This window comes from Streptomyces liliifuscus (genome assembly GCF_016598615.1).
Taxonomy (GTDB): Bacteria; Actinomycetota; Actinomycetes; order Streptomycetales; family Streptomycetaceae; genus Streptomyces; species Streptomyces liliifuscus.
The window spans coordinates 5,777,100-5,794,836 of the sequence record NZ_CP066831.1 but is presented as its reverse complement, the minus strand read 5'-3'; the positions used below and the strand labels follow the sequence as shown (position 1 = coordinate 5,794,836).

The following is a 17,737-nucleotide window of genomic DNA, read 5'->3' as shown; positions in this document are numbered from 1 at the left end:
AAGACGTACACCGGAACCGCAACCGCGACCGTACGAAGCAGAACCACAGGCACAAGAAGCAGGACCGAGACGACCAGGAGAAGGCGGGTGGCCCACTGATGGCCGAGCAGTTCGTCGGATCCGGCTGGGCCTTCCCGCTGCGCATCGGCCCCACCGGGGGCATCGCCCTGGTCAGCGGGGAGCGCGAGATCGAGGAGGCCATCCGGCTCGTACTGGCCACCGCGCCGGGCGAGCGGCCGATGCGCCCGGAGTTCGGCTGCGCCATCCACGACCTGGTGTTCGCGCCGGTCAACGAGGCCACCGCGGGCCGCATCCAGCACGAGGTCTACACGAGCCTCGACCGCTGGGAGCCGCGCATCGAGGTGAGCGACGTCGAGGTGACCGCCGGCCGCGAGACCGAACAGGGCGTGCTCTTCATCGACGTCCGCTACTCGATCCGCGGCACCAACAACCCGCGCAGCCTGGTCTTCCCGTTCTACGTCATCCCCTCCCACGACGAGCCGGACCCGGCTCCCGAAAGCGACAGCTGATGGCCCTGCCCTCCCCGAACCTCGACGACCGCCGCTTCCAGCAGTTCGTCGACGACGCCAAGCGCTACATCCAGCAGCGCGCCCCGGAGTGGACCGACCACAACGTCTCCGACCCGGGCGTCACCCTGGTGGAGACGGTCGCCCACATGGCCGACCAGATCGTCTACCGGCTCAACCGGGTGCCGGAGAAGAACCACCTGGCGTTCCTGGATCTGGTGGGCATCACCCTCTTCCCGCCCTCCGCGGCCCGTACGGAGGTCACGTTCTGGCTCTCCGCGCCGCAGGAGGAGCCGATCCTCCTGCCGGTGGGCACCGAGGTCGCCACCACCCGCACCGAGAGCGAGGAGGCCGCGGTCTTCGCCACCGAGCTCGAACTGACCGTCGTCCCCTGCGAGTTGCGGCACCTCGTGGTCCAGCAGAGCGGTGAGCCGGTCGCCGACCGGACGGCCGACCTCGCCGAGGGCAAGGACGTGATGTGCTTCTCCGAGGCCCCGCGGCCCGGGGACTGCATGCTGCTCGGGCTCAGCGCCGCCGTGCCGCACTGCGCGGTCGGGATGGAGCTGGACAGCCGGGTCGACGGTGTCGGTGTGGACCCGCGGCAGCCGCCGCTGGTCTGGGAGGCGTGGACCGAGGACGGCTGGACCGAGTGCGAGGTCGACCGGGACGGCACCGGCGGCCTGAACCGGCCCGGCGAGGTGGTCCTGCACATCCCCGGCGGGCACACGCTGTCCCGCACCGGCGGGCAGGAGGCCGGCTGGCTGCGCTGCCGGGTCACCGAACCGCTGCCCGACCAGCCCTTCTACACCACATCCCCGACCGTCCGCTCCGTGGACGCGTTCACCCTCGGCGGCACCACCACGGCCGTACACGCCGAGACGGTGTACGACGAGGCGCTCGGCGAGTCCACCGGCCTGCCCGGCCAGCGGCTGCGCCTGGCCCACGCCCCCGTGGTGGGCGACACCCCTCCGGTGCTGCTGCAGACCGCCGAGCACGACGGCTGGTCCGACTGGGACGTCGTCCCGTCGTTCGCCGCGTCCACCCCTCACGACCGGCACATCACCCTGGACGCCGCCACCGGTGACATCGCCTTCGGCCCGGCGGTACGGGAACCGGACGGCACCCTGCGCCAGTACGGGGCGGTGGCCCCCAAGGGCGCCGTCATCCGCGCCCTGCGCTACCGCACCGGCGGCGGCCGGACCGGGAACGTCGCCCGCGGCGCCGTCCAGGTGCTGCGCACGTCCGTCCCGTACGTCTCCGAGGTCGTCAACCGGGAGGCCGCGCGCGGCGGGGTCGACGGCGAGACGGTGGAGGAGGCGAAGACCAGGGCGCCCATCACACTGCGCGCCCAGGAGCGGGCGGTGACCCTGCGCGACTACGAGGAGCTCGCCCGCCGGGCCGCCCCCGAGACGGCCCGGATCACCTGCCTGGAGGGCGACGAGGGCGAGCACGGGGCCTACGCGGTACGGGTGCTGGTGGTTCCCCAGGCCGTGCCCGACCCCGGCGGCCGGCTGCGGTTCGAGCAACTGGTGCCCGGTGACGCGCTGCTCAGGCGCATCACCCACTACCTGGACGAACGCCGCCTCATCGGTACCCGGTTGGCGGTGGGCCCGCCCTTCTACCAGGGCGTCACGGTGGTCGCCACGGTGCACGCGTTCCGCGGCACCGACACGGACCGGGTCCGCCGTCAGGCCCACGACGCCCTCTACCGCCACCTCGACCCGCTGACCGGCGGGGCCGACGGCCGGGGCTGGCCCTTCGGCCGTCCCGTGCAGTCCGGCGAGGTCTTCGCCGTGCTCCAGCGCGTACCCGGGGTCGAACTGGTCGACGAGGTCCAGCTCCACCCGGCCGACCCCCTGACCGGCAAACGCGGCGAGGCGACCAACCGCATCGACCTGCAACCCCCGTCCCTGGTCTTCTCCTTCGACCACCGGGTGCGCGTGATCGGGGACCGGCCGTGAGGGGCTCCGTCGACGGGCTGGGTTCGTCCGCGCCCATCGGGATGATGCTGCCCGCCGTGTTCGCCGACGACGATCTGGCACAGCGGTTCGTCGGCGGGCTCGACGACGTGCTCGCGCCGATCCTGGCCGTCCTGGACTGCCTGGACTCCTATTTCACCCCGGCCCTGGCGCCGGTGGACTTCACCCGGTGGCTGGCGGGCTGGGTCGGCGCGGAGACCGACGGCACCGAGCCCGACGACCGGCTGCGCGCGGCCGTCGCCGCCGCCGCGTATCTGCACCGGGTACGGGGTACCAGCCGCGGTCTGTCCGAGGCGATACGCCTGGTCTTCGGTGTGACCCCGGAGATCACCGAGAGCGGCGGCGCCGCCTGGAACGCCCGGCCCCTGGGGCCGGTTCCCGGCGACCGCAGCCCGCGTCTGCACGTCACATTGCGCCTGCCCGACCCGACCCGGGCCGACGAGCACCGTCTCGACAGCCTCGTGGCGGCCGCCCGCCCCGCCCACATGCCCTACACGGTCCAGGTGACCGCCGCCGAAAGGACTCCCGAGAGATGACCAGCCAGAACTCCGGCACAGGACGGGAGCCCGCCCGCAGCTGCGCCGAATGCGGCACCCGGGCGGAGCCCGGCCAGTCCTTCTGCGACTCCTGCGGTGCGGTACTCGGCTGGTCCGGCGGCCCAGACCGGGCCGACGCGGCTCGCAGGGACCCCGTACGCGCGGAGGCCGCCGCACCGGCGCGGGACTCCGCGGCCGTGGGTACCGCCCCGGCGGCGGACAGCCCCTCGCGCGAGGGCTCCGGCTCCGGGGACCGGCCGGGATGGGACGCGTTCGCACACCCCGGGGCCGGAAGGGGTACGGCCCGTACGGGCCACGACCCGGCCGCCGCGGCAGCGCCCGGGCCGGGCAGTGGCCGACGGGAAGAGGACGGGGCCGGGTGGCCGGACGCCGGTGCCGCAGGTCCGGGGACCGGTGTCCGCCTGGCACGCAACGCGGGCCCCCGGCCGGGCGACGAGGACGCCGACCGCCCCACGGGCCGGCCCGGCGACGACGAGGCCGCCACCGCTCGGTCCGGCGCCCGGCACACGGACACCACACCCGACTCCGAACGGGCGACCTGGCCCCGACAGTCGGACGGCACGGACGGCACGGACGGCACGGGGAGTACCGGGACACGGCAGTCCGACGGCTCGGACGGCGCCTGGCGTGCCGGGACACAGCAGTCCGACGGCGCAGGCGGCTCCGGACGTGCCGGGACACAGCAGTCCGACGGCGCAGGCGGCTCCGGACGTGCCGGGACACAGCAGTCCGACGGCGCAGGCGGCTCCGGACGTGCCGGGACACAGCCGCCGTTCGCCGCGCCCGCGGGCTCCGGCGCGGCATCGGCCCCTCTGCCGCGGCACGACCACTCCGCCACCGCGCCGGACTCCGCCTCCGCGGCGGCCACCGGGGCGGGGTCGGCGGGGCTCCAGGAGTGGGACACCAACTCCCCCGCCGCTCCGGCCTCCTACGGTTCCCTCGACCTCTCCGCCGGCGCGAGGGACAACGACCGCCCGGACACCCACCCCGACGACGACGCCGACACCGAGCCGGTGCCGACCACCGCGGGCCGGGGCCACCACCCGTCCCCCGACTCCACCCACTCCGCCCGCTCCACAGGCTTCTCCGGGTCCGCCGACTCCTCCGACTCCACCGCCGAACGGGCCAGGTCCCTCCTCATCCCGGTGAGCGACCCCGAACCCCGCGCGCCCGTGTCCCCCGCCGTCGCACCCGTGCTGCCCGGCCGCCCGGTCGCGAACCGCCCCCAAGTGCGCGCTCCGGGACCGGAGTTCGGCGCGCAGGGCGGCATCCCCTGCCCCTGGTGCGCCACCCTCACCCTCCCCGACCGGCACTACTGCGGCCGCTGCGCCATGCCGATGGCCGGCGGTGGGCCGGCGGCCCCGGGCCGGCAGCCGTGGTGGCGCCGGATACCGGGCTTCGGCACCGTGCAGACCCCATGGGCCGGTGACCGCCCCCGGCTGCGCCGCGGCTTCGGCGCCGTCATGAACTGGGTCGTCGGCGGCCTCGTACTCGCCCTGATCGTGACGCTCGTGCTCAACGTCGGCGCCTGGGTGGACGCGACCCGCGACCACTTCGCCAAGCGTGCCGCGGTGGGGCCGGACAGTGTGAAGGCGTCGCGCTCCTATCCCGGTCACCCCGCGCAACGCGCCTTCGACAAGCTCAGCAACACCTGGTGGGGGCCGGGCGTCTCGGGGACCGGCGAGGGGCAGTGGCTGGAGGCCCGGTTCGCCCAGCCGACCCGGCTGCTGGACCTGGTCATCACCTCCGGTGTGTCGACCCAGCCGGACAAGCTCTCGCAGTCGGCCCTCCCGCACCGCATCGAGGCCCTGATCACCGCCGCCGACGGCAAGAAGACCACCCGGATCATCAACCTGGACCAGAGCGCGGGCGGCCAGCGGCGCAAGTTCCGGGTCGGGGCGGTCTCCTCGGTGCGCTTCACCGTGAAGTCGGCCTACGCCACCGACGCCAAGAAGCAGGTGTCCATCGCGGAGATCGAGTTCTTCACCCGGTCGAACAGCAACAGCTCCTGACGGACGGGACGGACGAACCCCCCGGCACGGCACAACCTGACACGACACGGCACAACATGACACTGGGCCGCCGAGCATGCTCGGCGGCCCAGTACGGGAAACACCCCTCGCCTCTTGAGGCCGTGTCAGTCCTCGCGCTGGGCGCGGGCCAGCCGGTCCGCGCGGTCGCGCCGGGACGGGGACTGGACGTTCACCGTGACGCCGGCGCCCTCGCCGGGCGTCGCGTCCCAGCCGCGCAGCTTGTCGGCGACCTTCGTCACACGTACGTCGTCGGGTCCGGCGTCGATGTAGAACAGCGACTCGTCCACCTCGTCGTCGTCACCGCCCCAGCGCACCACGCCCTCGCAGTCGGCGAGGATGTCGCGCAGCGTCAGCTCCTGGAGGGGGAAGAGCCCGCCCTTGGCACTGGCACCCGGCCGGATCCGTACCGCGGTGCCGGAGGCGAGGTTCGACTCCGGAAGGGCCTTGCGGAGCTTGCCGATCCCCTGCCAGCCCGCCAGGTCGACCCGGCTGATCTGCTCGACCTCGTAGTGGAAGCGGCGGACCACGTGGACGAGGATCAGCTCCACGTCCCCGATGCGCACGTCGACCTCAAGTCCCGTACCGGCGACCGGACGTGTCCACACCGTGGAGACGTGGTTCGCCTCCTTCTCCAGGGTCCATCCGTTCGCGGACGTCGGGAGCTTCTTCGGCGCGCTCAAGGGCCCGCTCTTCGCGGCCTCCTTCGGCGCGGCGACAGCCGTGCCCGGTACGACGGAACCCAGGGCGGCCGCGGCACCGATCACCGTGGCGCTCCTCACCACGGCACGCCTCGTCATGTCGTTCTGCACGTGTTTCATCCCTCTCTCATAGAACGATCATGAGCGCGAACGACGGCACAAGGGTCATCAGGACACTGACCGGCCAGTACACGCGGGCTTCCAGGGCGGACCTGCGCCGCAGCGGGCGGTTGGCGAGCCACCAGACCAGGCCGAACAGCAGCAGCACCGGCCCGCCGACCAGCAGCCAGGGCAGCATGCCGTCGTTCTCCGTGGGCTCGCCGACGGTCCAGCCGAGCGCCTTGAGCGGCCAGTTGACCGCGAAGTACGACAGCAGCCACACCGGAACGACACCGGGGACTCCCAGCAACAGGTTCACGCCCAGCACGGCCGGCAAGGACTTCCGCATGTGCCCAGTATTCACGCCCATGATCGGGGTCACTTGCTGCGGGACAGCTGGTTGTAGCTCTCGAGAACGTTGTAGAGACCGATCAGTTCGCGGCCGTACTGGGCGGCGTCGTCGCCGGTCCCGTTGTACCGGGCGAGCAGGGCCTGGGTGTCGGCGAGGCTGGTGGTCAGGCTCGGGCGCGGCTTGTTCAGCTGGTGCGCGTTGTAGACCGTCAGATAGGCGACCGACCGGATGTTGTAGGTCGGGTCCCCGTTGAGGTCCTTCCAGACCCCCGGGATGTCGTCGTCGGTCAGCGGGCTGCCGTTGATGATGCCCTGCTGCATGCAGTAGTTGCGGGCGTCGATGGTCACCCAGGCGAAGATCTGGCCCCAGCCGGTGCTGCAGTCGTCGTCCAGACCGGCCTTGACCGCCTCGTCGGCGGCGACGTCCAGGGGGTTCATCTTGCGCAGCTCCCACAGGACGGGAGCCTGGATCAGCGCCTTGCGGAGCTTGAGCTGCCGTGCCAGCGACGTGAACAGCCAGTCCGCGCTCAGCACGAGTTCGTACGCCTTGGTGGTGGAGATGCCGCCGAGCGTGGCCCAGTCCGAGTCGGTCCAGCCGTCGCCGCCGGTCTCCGGGACTCCGATCGACTCCAGGTAGTTCTTGACGTCCGTCAGCATCGGGGCCTGGTAGGCGTCCTTGTCGAGGTCGACGTCCACGCCGTCGGTGTAGCCGCCCGGGTCGAAGTCGCCCTGGCCGGTGTCACGGCCCGAGGCGATGTTCTTGTCGATCTCGATGGAGCCGGTGCCCGAGCCGACGGTGATGGTGGCGATCTGGTCGAACGCCCAGTTCGTCGGCATCGGGTAGCCGAGGTTCCCGGAGAAGCCGCTCGACATGTCCGACACGAAGCTCGTCGCCGAGTAGCCGGCGTCCGCGATGCGCTGGCAGACGTTGCGCGGTCCGTAGACGCCCACGCCGTAACTGGAGTTCTCGCCGATGGTGCGCATCACGCCGCGGAAGTGCGGAACGATGTACTCGGTGACCTCGCCGTCCATCGCGTCGTAGTCGACCGCGAAGTAGATGATCGTGCCCGGCTTGAAGCCGTGGTACTGCGCCCAGTCGATGGCCTTGAACGCGTCGCTGGTGCCCTGGTTGTAGCTGAAGTAGTCGGCCGAGCGGCTCCACGTCTGGAAGATCGGGAAGCAGCGCAGCCCGGCCTCCTTGATCGTGGCGAGCTCGCCGGGCTGGATCTGCTTCTCCGGCAGGCTCGTGGTCGACGGGTTGAAGAGATACCGGCCGATGTACTGGTAGCCGGCGGTCTTCAGTGCCTGCGCACGCGGGGGCGTGATCATCGTGACGCCGTCGCACGCCGTGCCCGGGCGGGACTGGTCGCCGTAGGAGACGAGCAGCGAGGCCCATGTCGGGAAGTCGCCGTTGCCGGTGACCGGGAGTTTCACGAACGACTGGAAGCTCTGCACTCCGGACTGCACCGTCGAGGTGAAGTTCCCGAAGGGCACATTGCGCTTGTTGAGGATCATGGCCGCGGTGAACAGCTGTGCCCATACACCGGTCGTGCCGTTGGAGACCGTGTGGGACTTCAGGCCCGACTGGGTGCCGGGTCCGAAAACGCCGTTCGCGGTGCCGTCGGCCATGCCCAGCTCGTACTGGATCGCGAACAGCATCGACTTGGCGACGTCACGGGAGTGGTAGCCGTCGCAGGGGATGACGTAGAAGTCCTTGCGGAGGATGTAACGGCCGTTCAGCCACTGCTGGATGGACCGGATGGTGTCCGAGCCGCCGCCGATGGTGACGTAGGCGTCCATGTTGAACAGGCCCTTGACGACTTTCGGCCACAGGGAGCTGCCGGGGTACGTGGCGCTCACACCCATGTTCTGGTTGAGCTTCTCGACGGCTGCCTTGACCCGGTCGTTGTACTTGCCGTCGATCTCGCCGCCGTCATAGCCCTTGCAGTAAAGGGCGGACTGGATGATGCGGGCGAAATTCGCCGAGGGGACCGTCGTCTCGTCCAGCTTGCCGTACTTCGAGCCGATCGTGGCCAGCGTGGTCGGGCCGAAGGAGTCCGACAGGGCGGTGATGCCCATCTCGTACTGGAGTGCTCTGGTCAGGGCGTACATCACGGGCCAGCCGGTGACCCCGTTCTCGTCCAGTTTGGATATACCGAGTGTCGCGCCGTTGTTGTACGTCGTGTTCACGAACCGCTGGGCGAGACGGACCATCTCGTCGGCCATGAGCTGTCTCCTACGGAAGGCGAGTTGGCAAAAAAATAGGGTGCCGACGGCACCGACAGGAAATGTTCTTTGGCGCCGCCCATTTCTGCAAGCCATTACATCGGCGCGCCCGACTCCGGTTCGTTGCCAGACTTTTACCGGAATCCCTACAACCGTGACAGGCGACACACGACCGGCCCGCACCCCGATGTTTCACCCTTCACGGATCTCTGAAGACCTTCGAAGAAAACTCGGCAATGCCACCAATTCAGGCATGTGCACAATTTGCCCCTTCGGGCCGCAGCGCACTCAATTCAGGGCGGATCCGCACGACCATCCGGAAGGCGTCATTCCGGATGTCCGAAGGTCACGAATTCAGCACGAACACCTCAACGTGTTACCACCATTTACCCTCGGCTCGAACAAGTGCATGATGACCGGCGATGTTGTTTCCGGGTCGGATGAGGTTCACGGTGCGTGGGCGAAGAGTGAGTACGCGGATGGTGGCGGCCCTGACCGTGTGCGTCCTCGGCGGCGGCCTCGCCGTCGGATGCGGCCCCACCGCCGACAGCGGCGACGGGGACTCGACGGGCAAGCGTGAACCCCTCAGCGTCGCCAAGGCCCCCGCCCAGCTCCCCGTGCCGCTCGGCAAGGGCAGCAAGGCGGCCGACGACTTCAACGGTGACGGACACCAGGATCTCGTCCTCAACGATCTCGTGAAGCGCGACAGCCACGGCGACGACGCCGGAATCGGCGTCGTCTACGGATCGGCGCGCGGACTCGCCCCCGGCGCCCGGCAGTTGCTGAGCGCCGCCCGCAACGCCGCGACCACCAAGGGGCAGTTGCCCGCCGTCTTCGACGCCGAGGCGAGCTGCGACCTCGACCGGGACGGATACACGGATCTCGTCGTCTCGACCGACCCGCCGTTCGACGGACAGGGCCAGCCGCCCGTCCCGCTGCAGATCCTCTTCGGCTCGGCCCGGGGCCTGGCCGGCAAGGCCGTGAAGCTGGCGATTCCCCCGCAGGCACGTTTCGGCAACGACTGGCCGGACCAGCCGGTGTGCGGGGACTTCAACGACGACAAGGCCGAGGATCTCGTCGTGCACGCCTCCGACGGCCGGCTCAGCTATCTGCGCGGGCCGTTCACCCGCAAGGGCGCCCCGAAGGCGGCCGGTGCGCCGCTCGCCTCGCCGGGGAACGTGCCGACACCACCGGCCGTGGACGTCGACGGCGACGGATACGACGACCTGCTCGTCCGTACCGCCGAGGGTTCCGCCGCCTCCGCGTCCACCTCTTACCTCGTCCCGGGCGGACCGACCGGGCCCGCCGGTACCGAGGTCGCCCTCCCGACCGGCGTCGACGTGGCGTTCGGCCGGTTCGGGAAGGGCAAGGGCCTCGACGCGGCGATCGGTTCGATGAAGGGGACCGCCCTGCGCTACGACGTCCCGGGCACCCTGCGCGGTGAACTCGACATCGCGGGCACAGTCCTGGACTCCGGGGACTTCGACGGGGACGGGCTGAGCGAACTCATTTCCAGCGGCTCGGAGTTGCGGGTCCTGAAGGGCCGTACGACGGGTCTGTCCAAGGCCGGAATGGTGACCGTGCCGCCGCCCGCCCGGGGAACCACCCGTGTGCTCAAGGTCGCCGACTTCGATGGTGACGGGCTGGCCGATCTGGTCGTACGCACGTATCGCGGGGACACCAAGGACACGATCGCCGTGTACCCGGGCACGAAGAAGGGCCTGCTCGCACGGGAGCCCGAACTCACCTTCTCCACCTCGGAGTTCCTGGGCATGGACAGCTGATGCGACACCGTTCGAGGACCGGGCCCGCCGCGGTGGCAGTCGCCCTGGTCGCGAGCCTCGCCGCGGGCTGCGGCGGTGACGGCTCCCCGGACCGTACGGACAGCGGACCGAAGAGGCCCGCCGCCGGAAAGCCGTCCGACGACCCGGACCCCGGGGACTTCAACGGCGACGGCCACGACGACTTCGCGACCGTCGTGTACTCGGAGTCCAAGGACAAGAAGCGGTACGCCGAGACGCTCACGGTGGTCTACGGCTCCCCCGACGGCCTCAACTCCGCGTCCGCACAACGGACTCCGGCGAGCCGGGAGGCGGGCGAGAAGGGCGCGGGCTTCGTCTCGGGCCCGCTGCGCACCGACCTCGACGGCGACGGCTTCACCGACCTGGTCGTCGGCCGCTGGAAGGCCGGCGCCCCGCTCGGGACCCTCGCCCTCTTCGGCGGCGCCCGCGGTCTGGGCAGGCCCACCGAGCTGGCCCTGCCCGACGGCTTCCAGCCGCGCGCCGCCGCCGACTTCGACGGGGACGGTTCCGTCGACCTGCTCGACGGCGGGCACGGCGGCACGGGCGACCCCAACGGGACCGGGCCGGGCACCGACGGGCTCCTCCTGTACGGCCCCTTCGACCGCACCGGCACCCCGAAACGGCAGGCCGTCCTCGACCTCGACCAGCAGGGGTACGCGACACCCGACTCGGCCACCACCGGCGACTTCGACGCCGACGGGAAGGCGGAGGTGGTGTTCACGTACGACTTCGACGCGGAGGAGGACGAGAGCGCGCCCGAGAGCCTGTACATGGTCGGCTACTACGAGGGCGGCACGGACGGGCTCGTACGCGACACCGCGCTCGAACCGCGCATCAGCAAGGCGGTGGGCACCTTCGAGGGGCCGCGTACGCCGGCCGCCGGTGACGCGGACGGCGACGGCATCGACGATCTGCTGCTGCCCACGCAGCTCGCCGTCGCGCCGGCGGACATGCCCGCGGAGGGCGGTGCGCTGACCATCCTGTACGGGGCCAAGTCCGGGCTCGGGAGCGGGCGTTCGGAGTCCGTCATCGAGGGCGAGGGCGGGCAGAAGCGGCGCATCGACTTCGGGTCGTCGCCGGCCGTCGGGGACGTCGACGGCGACGGTAAGCCGGATGTCGTCGTGAACACGCCGGGCTATCGGGGGCACGACGGGAAGGTGACGTTGTTGCCGGGTGGGGCCTCGGGGGTGCCGTCCGCGGACGGGGAGCAGGCCGTCGATCCCCTGACCGAGGGGTTGCCCGGGACGCCCAACCCGTACAAGTGGAACGAGTTCAGCTATCAGCCGCCGTTGCTGGATGTCGATGGTGACGGGCATTCCGACGCGGTGGTGTTCGGGCCGTTGTGGGAGAAGCGGGCGGGGGCGTTTCTGGTGTTGCGGGGGAGTGGTGAGGGGTTCGAGGCGGGGAGGGCGCAGCTTCTTACGCCGGGGGAGCTTGGGGTGCCACTGCGGTTGTCCTGACCGGACGGGAACCACGGGAGCGGTCGTGTGTCGGCTGCGGGCCGGATGTGGCTGGTCGCGCCCACGCGGCGGAGCCGCACAATGTCACAGCCCCGCGCCCCCAAATACGACAGGGTGCCCCCTTTCTCACCCGTCCCCCCGAGCCGCCTCGCAAGTCACTTCAGAAAACTTCTGCCCCACATACAACCCTGACCCCACCTCACGGGTCTTGTGATCGCCAACCGCCCGTAAAGCCCAGGGAAACTCCGGGCGAATGCGAGTGGTACGCACCCCATTGACTGCGGGCGCCCGCCAGGCGTCCCCGCATGCAGCAGGAGAATCCCGCATGCACAAGCATCTGCGACTCACCCTCGCGACGGCGTCCGTTGCCGCGCTGACGGGGGGTCTGCTCACCTTCTCGGCGGTGACGGCCACGGCCGCCGACTCGACGAACGTGCCGCACGCCGACTTCAACGGCGACGGAGTAGGCGACGTGGCCTTCTCGGCCGCGGGCGCCTACGTGAACGGCCGCGCGACCGCCGGCCAGCTCGTCACCCTCTACGGCACCGCCACCGGAGTGTCCTCCGCCAAGCGGTCCACGCTCAGCCAGGACAGCGCCGGGGTCCCCGGCACCGCCGAGGCCGGCGACGGCTTCAGCGCGGAGACCGCGTACGCCGACTTCAACGGCGACGGGTACGACGACCTCGCCGTGTCCGCCCCGCGGGAGAAGGTCGGCAGCGACACCAACGGCGGCACTCTCGCCGTGCTGTGGGGCTCCGCGAGCGGCCTGACGGGCAAGGGTGTCACCGTCGCCGACCCGGCCGTCTCCGCGCACGACTACTGGGGCAAGAACCTCGCCGCCGGCGACTTCGACGGCGACGGCACGGCCGATCTGGCCGTCGGCAACTCCTCCAGCACGGTCTACGTCTACAAGGGCGGCATCAGCGCGTCCGGCACCGCCGTGGGCGGCCGCTACACGCTCAAGCCCCCGATCCAGTCGGGCGGCGACGCGCGCGGCCCGATCAACCTCACCGCGGGCGACGTCAACGGCGACAAGAAGACCGACCTGGTCGTCGACGGGTTCGAGACCGAGACCGACTACGGCTGGGCCAGGAACTACTTCGTGCCCGGCGCCGCGAGCGGCCTCGCCATGTCCTCGGCGCAGATCGTGAAGCCGGGCGCGATCACCGCGATCGGCGACATCAACGGCGACGGATTCGGCGACATCGTCTCCGGCGCGTACTGGAGCAACACGACGACCGACGGCACGCCGGTCCCCGACTCGGCCTTCGGCGGCAAGGTGAACATCACCTACGGCACCGCCGACGGCCCGGGCGCGACCGCGGGCATCACCCAGAACACCGGCAACGTCCCCGGCACCTCGGAGAAGAACGACTTCTTCGGCTACGAGCTGGACCTCGGCGACATCAACGGCGACGGCTACCAGGACATCGTCGTGAGCTCGGCCGGCGAGGACCTGAACAGCATCACGGACACGGGTGCGGTCACCGTCCTGTACGGCTCGGCGAACGGCCTCGACACCGCTTCCGGCACCCAGTACTTCGCGCAGAGCACGGCGGGTGTGCCCGGCAGCGACGAGAAGAACGACGCGCTCGGCGCGGACGCGAAGCTCGACGACGTCAACGGCGACGGCCGGGCCGACCTGCTGGTCGGCTCGTACGAGAACGCGGGCAACGGCGCGGTGCTGTACCTGCCGTCGAACGGCACGAAGATCACCACGTCCGGCTCGCGGTCCGTCTCGCCGAGCAGCGCGGGTGTGTCGACGACCGGCACCCCGTCGTTCGGCGTCAACTTCGCCGACTGAGCACGTCCCGTCCCTCTTCGTCATCCGGCGGGCCCCGCACCCCACAGGTGTGGGGCCCGCCGTCCCCCACTACCGGAGACCTCCCTTGCGCAAGCGCTCCCTCCTCCTCGCCACGACGCTCACCACCGCCCTCACCACCGGGCTCCTGATGGCGCTCCCCGCGACCGCCTCCGCCGCCCCCTCCGGCCTGAAGGGCGACTTCAACGGTGACGGCTTCGGTGACGTGGCCTTCGCCGCGCCGTACGCCAAGGTCGGCGACCAGGGCATGGCCGGGTACGTGGCCGTCGTCTACGGCAGCGCGACCGGGCTCGACCCGGCCAACCACACGGTGATCGACCAGAGTTCGGCCGGCGTGCCCGGCACCCCGGAGGCCGAGGACGCCTTCGGCTCGGCGCTCGCGGTCGCGGACTTCGACGGCGACGGCTACGCGGACCTCGCGGTCGGCGCGTCCGGCGAGGACGTCGAGAGCGATGTCGACGGCGGCACGGTCGCCGTCCTGTGGGGCGGCGCGAGCGGCGTCGCGGGCGGCACGACGGTGAAGGACCCGGCGGCCACCACGCACGACGAGTTCGGCCGCGTCCTGACGGCGGGCGACTTCGACGGCGACGGAAAGGCCGACCTGGCCGCGGGCACGACCGCCTCGCACGCGTACGTCGTCAAGGGCGGCTTCACCCGCTCCGGCACGACCGGCGCCACGCAGCGGATCGCGCTGCCCGAGACCACCCCGTACGGCGTCGACGCGATCAAGGCCGGTGACACGAACGGCGACGCGAAGGCCGACCTCGTCCTGACCTACCGGACCGAGCTGACCGGGGACGGTCCCAACAGCTGGTCCAAGGGGGTCGCGTATCTCGGCACCACCACCGGGCTTGAGACCTCCGTGCCGCGCGGCCTGGGCGGCGGCACGACCATCGCGATCGGTGACATCGACGGGGACGGCTTCGGCGAGATCGCCATCGGCAACGTCTTCACCGCGGAGGACGACCACTCCGGGAGCCTCGGCGGCCGGGTGACGGTCGTCCGCGGTTCGGCGGGCGGCCCGGTCAACGGCGACGCGCCCATGGCCGAACTCACCCAGGACTCCCCGGGCGTGCCCGGCGCGGACGAGGAGCGCGACGGCTTCGGCAGCGCGCTCTCCATCGGTGACGTGAACGGCGACGGCTACGGCGAACTGGCCATCGGCGTCATCTTCGAGGACATCGAGACGATCGAGGACACCGGCTCCACGGTCCTCCTCCAGGGCTCGGCGGACGGCGTCTCCGAGACCGGCGGCCGCACCCTCTCCCAGGCCTCCTCCGGCGTCCCGGGCAGCGCCGAGGCCATGGACTACTTCGGCTCCGACGTCCTGCTGACCGACGTCACGGCCGACGGCAAGGCCGACTACACGGTCTCCGCCTCCTTCGAGGGCGAGGGCGTCGGCGCGGTCACCGCGATGCTCTCCGACGGCACCGGCATCTCCCCGAACGGCGACCGCGGCTTCGGCCCCGGCGCGTTCAACCTGCCGTACACGTACGGCGCGTTCGGCGCGGGTCTCACCAACTGATCCGGAGCACTCCCTCACCCTCGGACCGGGCCCGGCACCTCCCAGGTGCCGGGCCCGGTTTGCGTGTGTACGCCCCCTCGGCCACACCGAGAACACCAGCCACGGAAATTCACCAAACTTCCGTACAACCGTTCCCCCGTATCCAAAGGTCTCCTTTGAGCCAACCGACCACTTTTGGAGTCCTCTTGCGAAAGCGCACCTGCCTCCTGGCCGCCGCCATGCTCGTCTCGGGCCTGACCCCGCTAGCCCTGGCGGCTCCGGCCTCCGCGGCCGCCGCGAAGTACGTCGACGACTTCAACGGCGACGGCTACCGCGACCTCGCCGTCGGTGATCGCGGTGCCAAGGTCGGCGAGGCTCAGAACGCGGGCGCGGTCGTCGTCGTATGGGGCACGGCCAAGGGCCTGGACCCGTCCAGACGCACGGTCGTCACCCAGGACAGCCCGGGCATCCCCGGCGCGGCGGAGTCGAACGACTACTTCGGTACGGACGTCACGACGGCCGACCTGAACAAGGACGGGTACGCGGACGTCGTCGCCACCGCGATCGGCGAGACCAGCGACGGCCGCTCCGGCGCGTTCACCGTGCTGTGGGGCTCCAAGTCCGGCCTCACCCGCGGCAGTTCGTACATGAACCCCCTCTACAAGGACCGCAGCTTCGCCAAGGACATCGCGGTCGGCGACTTCAACGCGGACGGCAGGCCGGACGTGGTCGCCGTCGACTCCGAGAACATCCTTTTCATCCGCGGCCCGTTCACCACCTCCGGCTCCCACGGCAAGGTGACCGACTTCGACCCGCGCGGCGGCGAGGAGATCACTCCGGAAACCGTGGTCGCCGGAAAGGTCACCAAGGACGGAACCGTCGACTTCGCCGTCCTCGGCAGTGAATGGGACACGGCCGTCGGGGCGTTCAGGGACACCGTCTGGTTCTACAAGGGAGGCGCCGGCACCCCGAAGAGGTCCAAGACCGTCAAGCTCCCGTCCTCCACGACCCTCGTGTCGAGCGGCGCGGCGATCGCCGACTTCGACAAGAACGGGTACGGCGACCTGGCCATCGGTGCCGAACGCGCGGGCACCGGCGGCGCCGTGTACGTCCTGCCCGGCACCTCGACGGGCCCCAGCGGCTCGGTGAGGACCATCACCCAGGCCACGTCCGGCGTCCCCGGCACCCCGGAGTCCGGCGACGACTTCGGCGGCGACGTCTCCGCCGGTGACACCAACGGCGACGGCTACGCCGACCTCGCCGTGGGCACCCCGGGCGAGATCATCGCCGCGGAGACGTCCGCCGACGCGAGCGCGTCCGTCAGGGCGGGCGGCCCGCCGCCCCGGATGGCCGCCGGCGCGGTCACCGTCCTGCGCGGCGGCGCGTCCGGCCTCACCGGCAAGAACTCCCGCGCCTACGACTACAACACCGCGGGCATCGAGGGCGAACCCGGCGAGCGGGCCGCCTTCGGCCACTCGGTCAGCCTCCGCGACTACACCCGCGACGGCCGCGCCGAACTGCTCGCAGCTGCCCCGTCGACACCGCAGCGCCTGCACCTCCTGCCGGGCACCTCGTCGGGCCCGACGGGCACCGGCTCCCGCGTCCTCACGCTCGCGAGCCTGGGCCAGACCGCTCTCACCAACTTCTGGGCCGAGCTGGCGGATTGATCGCGGATCGGCCACGGATTGGCCGTGTGCCGACCGTCCACACCGGCCGCGCCGCGGCTACCCTCGGGGAGTCATCAAGTTTGACTACCGCGACTACCCGAGGGAACCGCATGGCCAACGAGATCACCATCCCCCTGCTGCCCTGCCGGTCGATCGACGAGATCACCGAGTTCTACGGCACGCTGGGCTTCACCACGACCTACCGGCAGACCCGCCCCAACCCCTACGTCAGCGTCCAACGCGAGGACCTCCAGCTGCACTTCGCCGGGATCGAGGGCTTCGACCCGGAGCAGTCGTACGGCTCGTGCGTGGTGATCGTCCCCGACACCGGGGCCATCCACCAGGCCTTCGCCGAGGCCATGCGGGCGGCCTTCGGCAAGGTTCTCGTGTCCGGCATCCCCCGGATGACCAGCCCCCGCCGGCGCAAGAACACCGGCAAGCGATCCGGCTTCAGCGTCGTCGACCCCGGCGGCAACTGGATCCGCTTCTTCCCGGCGACGGAGGACAAGGACGTACCGGACGAGTCCTCGTACCCCACGGGCAGGCTCACCAAGACCCTGGAGAACGCAGTCGTACTCGGCGACTCCAAGGGCGACGCCCACCAGGCCGCCCGCATCCTCGACGCGACCCTGACCCGCGAGCGGGAGTCCGCCCACTGCGTCGAGCTGGTCGAGACCCTCGTCTACCGCGCGGAACTGGCCCTCCGCCTGGACGACGCGCCCCGGGCCCGCGCCCTCCTGACCGAGGTCGACGGCGTCCCGCTGGGGGACGACGAGCGGGCCCGCCTCACCAACACGCTTGCGGTGGCGGGCGAGTTGAAGGAAGCGCTGCCTACGGCCGAAGGTGCCGTATGAGGGCGGCGAGCCCGGCACCGCTGGCGGTTATGACGGTGTCGGGCTCGTCGCTTTCGCGGAGCTGCACGGCTCCTTGAGTGGCGGCGACCTCGACACAGTCGGAGGAGTCTCCGCCACCGGAGAACGACGACTTCTGCCAGACGGTGGACTGTGACATG

General features: G+C 71.1%; 14 protein-coding genes. 10 read left to right on the top strand and 4 right to left on the bottom strand.

All coding sequences use genetic code 11. The features are described 5' to 3' along the window. Positions 1 to 98: 98 nt before the first annotated feature. The 4 genes from JEQ17_RS24845 to JEQ17_RS24830 are packed head-to-tail and all read left to right on the top strand — an operon-like array spanning position 99 to position 5,075. Entirely contained in the window at positions 99 to 530 is a 432-nt protein-coding gene (locus tag JEQ17_RS24845; RefSeq protein WP_200397270.1) for a GPW/gp25 family protein, read from the top strand. Continuing rightward, positions 530 to 2,488 (top strand): putative baseplate assembly protein, encoded by a 1,959-nt coding sequence (locus JEQ17_RS24840; protein ID WP_200397269.1) that lies wholly within the window; start codon positions 530 to 532, stop codon positions 2,486 to 2,488. The genes JEQ17_RS24845 and JEQ17_RS24840 overlap by 1 nt, the downstream gene beginning before the upstream one ends. Next, positions 2,485 to 3,042 carry a phage tail protein gene (locus JEQ17_RS24835; protein ID WP_055618562.1) on the top strand — a complete coding sequence of 186 codons (558 nt, stop codon included), beginning with the start codon at positions 2,485 to 2,487 and terminating at the stop codon, positions 3,040 to 3,042. Before JEQ17_RS24840 ends, JEQ17_RS24835 begins: the two co-directional genes overlap by 4 nt. Then, the gene (locus JEQ17_RS24830) at positions 3,039 to 5,075 is read left to right on the top strand and encodes an NADase-type glycan-binding domain-containing protein (RefSeq protein ID WP_200402117.1); all 2,037 of its coding nucleotides are present in this window, start codon (positions 3,039 to 3,041) and stop codon (positions 5,073 to 5,075) included. Before JEQ17_RS24835 ends, JEQ17_RS24830 begins: the two co-directional genes overlap by 4 nt. A gap of 125 nt (positions 5,076 to 5,200) precedes the next feature. Here the strand turns inward: JEQ17_RS24830 and JEQ17_RS24825 are convergent, their stop codons facing one another. From JEQ17_RS24825 to JEQ17_RS24815, 3 genes are read right to left on the bottom strand one after another with little or no spacing between them, the layout of a single operon-like run. Further along, positions 5,201 to 5,914 (bottom strand): hypothetical protein, encoded by a 714-nt coding sequence (locus JEQ17_RS24825; protein WP_234048355.1) that lies wholly within the window; start codon positions 5,912 to 5,914, stop codon positions 5,201 to 5,203. A 7-nt stretch (positions 5,915 to 5,921) separates the two neighbouring features. Beyond that, positions 5,922 to 6,242, bottom strand: coding sequence for a hypothetical protein (locus tag JEQ17_RS24820; RefSeq protein WP_234048354.1), 321 nt, complete (start codon positions 6,240 to 6,242; stop codon positions 5,922 to 5,924). A gap of 29 nt (positions 6,243 to 6,271) precedes the next feature. Beyond that, complete coding sequence (locus JEQ17_RS24815) at positions 6,272 to 8,470, bottom strand: glycoside hydrolase domain-containing protein (RefSeq protein ID WP_200397267.1); 2,199 nt, start codon at positions 8,468 to 8,470, stop codon at positions 6,272 to 6,274. 479 nt (positions 8,471 to 8,949) lie between these two features. On the opposite strand from JEQ17_RS24815, the gene JEQ17_RS24810 reads away from it, so the two are divergent. The 6 genes from JEQ17_RS24810 (at position 8,950) to JEQ17_RS24785 (ending at position 17,579) form a co-directional block, all read left to right on the top strand. After that, positions 8,950 to 10,254 carry an FG-GAP repeat domain-containing protein gene (locus tag JEQ17_RS24810; RefSeq protein ID WP_200401699.1) on the top strand — a complete coding sequence of 435 codons (1,305 nt, stop codon included), beginning with the start codon at positions 8,950 to 8,952 and terminating at the stop codon, positions 10,252 to 10,254. Next, positions 10,254 to 11,732, top strand: a complete 1,479-nt coding sequence (locus JEQ17_RS24805; RefSeq protein WP_200397266.1) for an FG-GAP and VCBS repeat-containing protein — start codon at positions 10,254 to 10,256, stop codon at positions 11,730 to 11,732. The genes JEQ17_RS24810 and JEQ17_RS24805 overlap by 1 nt, the downstream gene beginning before the upstream one ends. Positions 11,733 to 12,057: 325 nt before the next feature. Beyond that, positions 12,058 to 13,536 (top strand): VCBS repeat-containing protein, encoded by a 1,479-nt coding sequence (locus JEQ17_RS24800; protein ID WP_200397265.1) that lies wholly within the window; start codon positions 12,058 to 12,060, stop codon positions 13,534 to 13,536. 85 nt (positions 13,537 to 13,621) lie between these two features. Next, positions 13,622 to 15,079, top strand: a complete 1,458-nt coding sequence (locus JEQ17_RS24795; protein WP_200397264.1) for an FG-GAP-like repeat-containing protein — start codon at positions 13,622 to 13,624, stop codon at positions 15,077 to 15,079. 185 nt (positions 15,080 to 15,264) lie between these two features. Then, a complete protein-coding gene (locus tag JEQ17_RS24790; protein WP_234048352.1) occupies positions 15,265 to 16,725 on the top strand; it encodes an FG-GAP-like repeat-containing protein in 1,461 nt (486 codons plus the stop codon). Positions 16,726 to 16,835: 110 nt separating this feature from the next. Further along, the gene (locus tag JEQ17_RS24785; protein WP_200397263.1) at positions 16,836 to 17,579 is read left to right on the top strand and encodes a VOC family protein; all 744 of its coding nucleotides are present in this window, start codon (positions 16,836 to 16,838) and stop codon (positions 17,577 to 17,579) included. On the opposite strand, the gene JEQ17_RS24780 is transcribed toward JEQ17_RS24785, so the two are convergent. Continuing rightward, positions 17,557 to 17,736: a DUF397 domain-containing protein gene (locus JEQ17_RS24780; protein ID WP_200397262.1), complete on the bottom strand. Its 180-nt coding sequence runs from the start codon at positions 17,734 to 17,736 to the stop codon at positions 17,557 to 17,559. The two genes, JEQ17_RS24785 and JEQ17_RS24780, sit on opposite strands and share 23 nt — an antisense overlap. Position 17,737 lies beyond the last annotated feature (1 nt).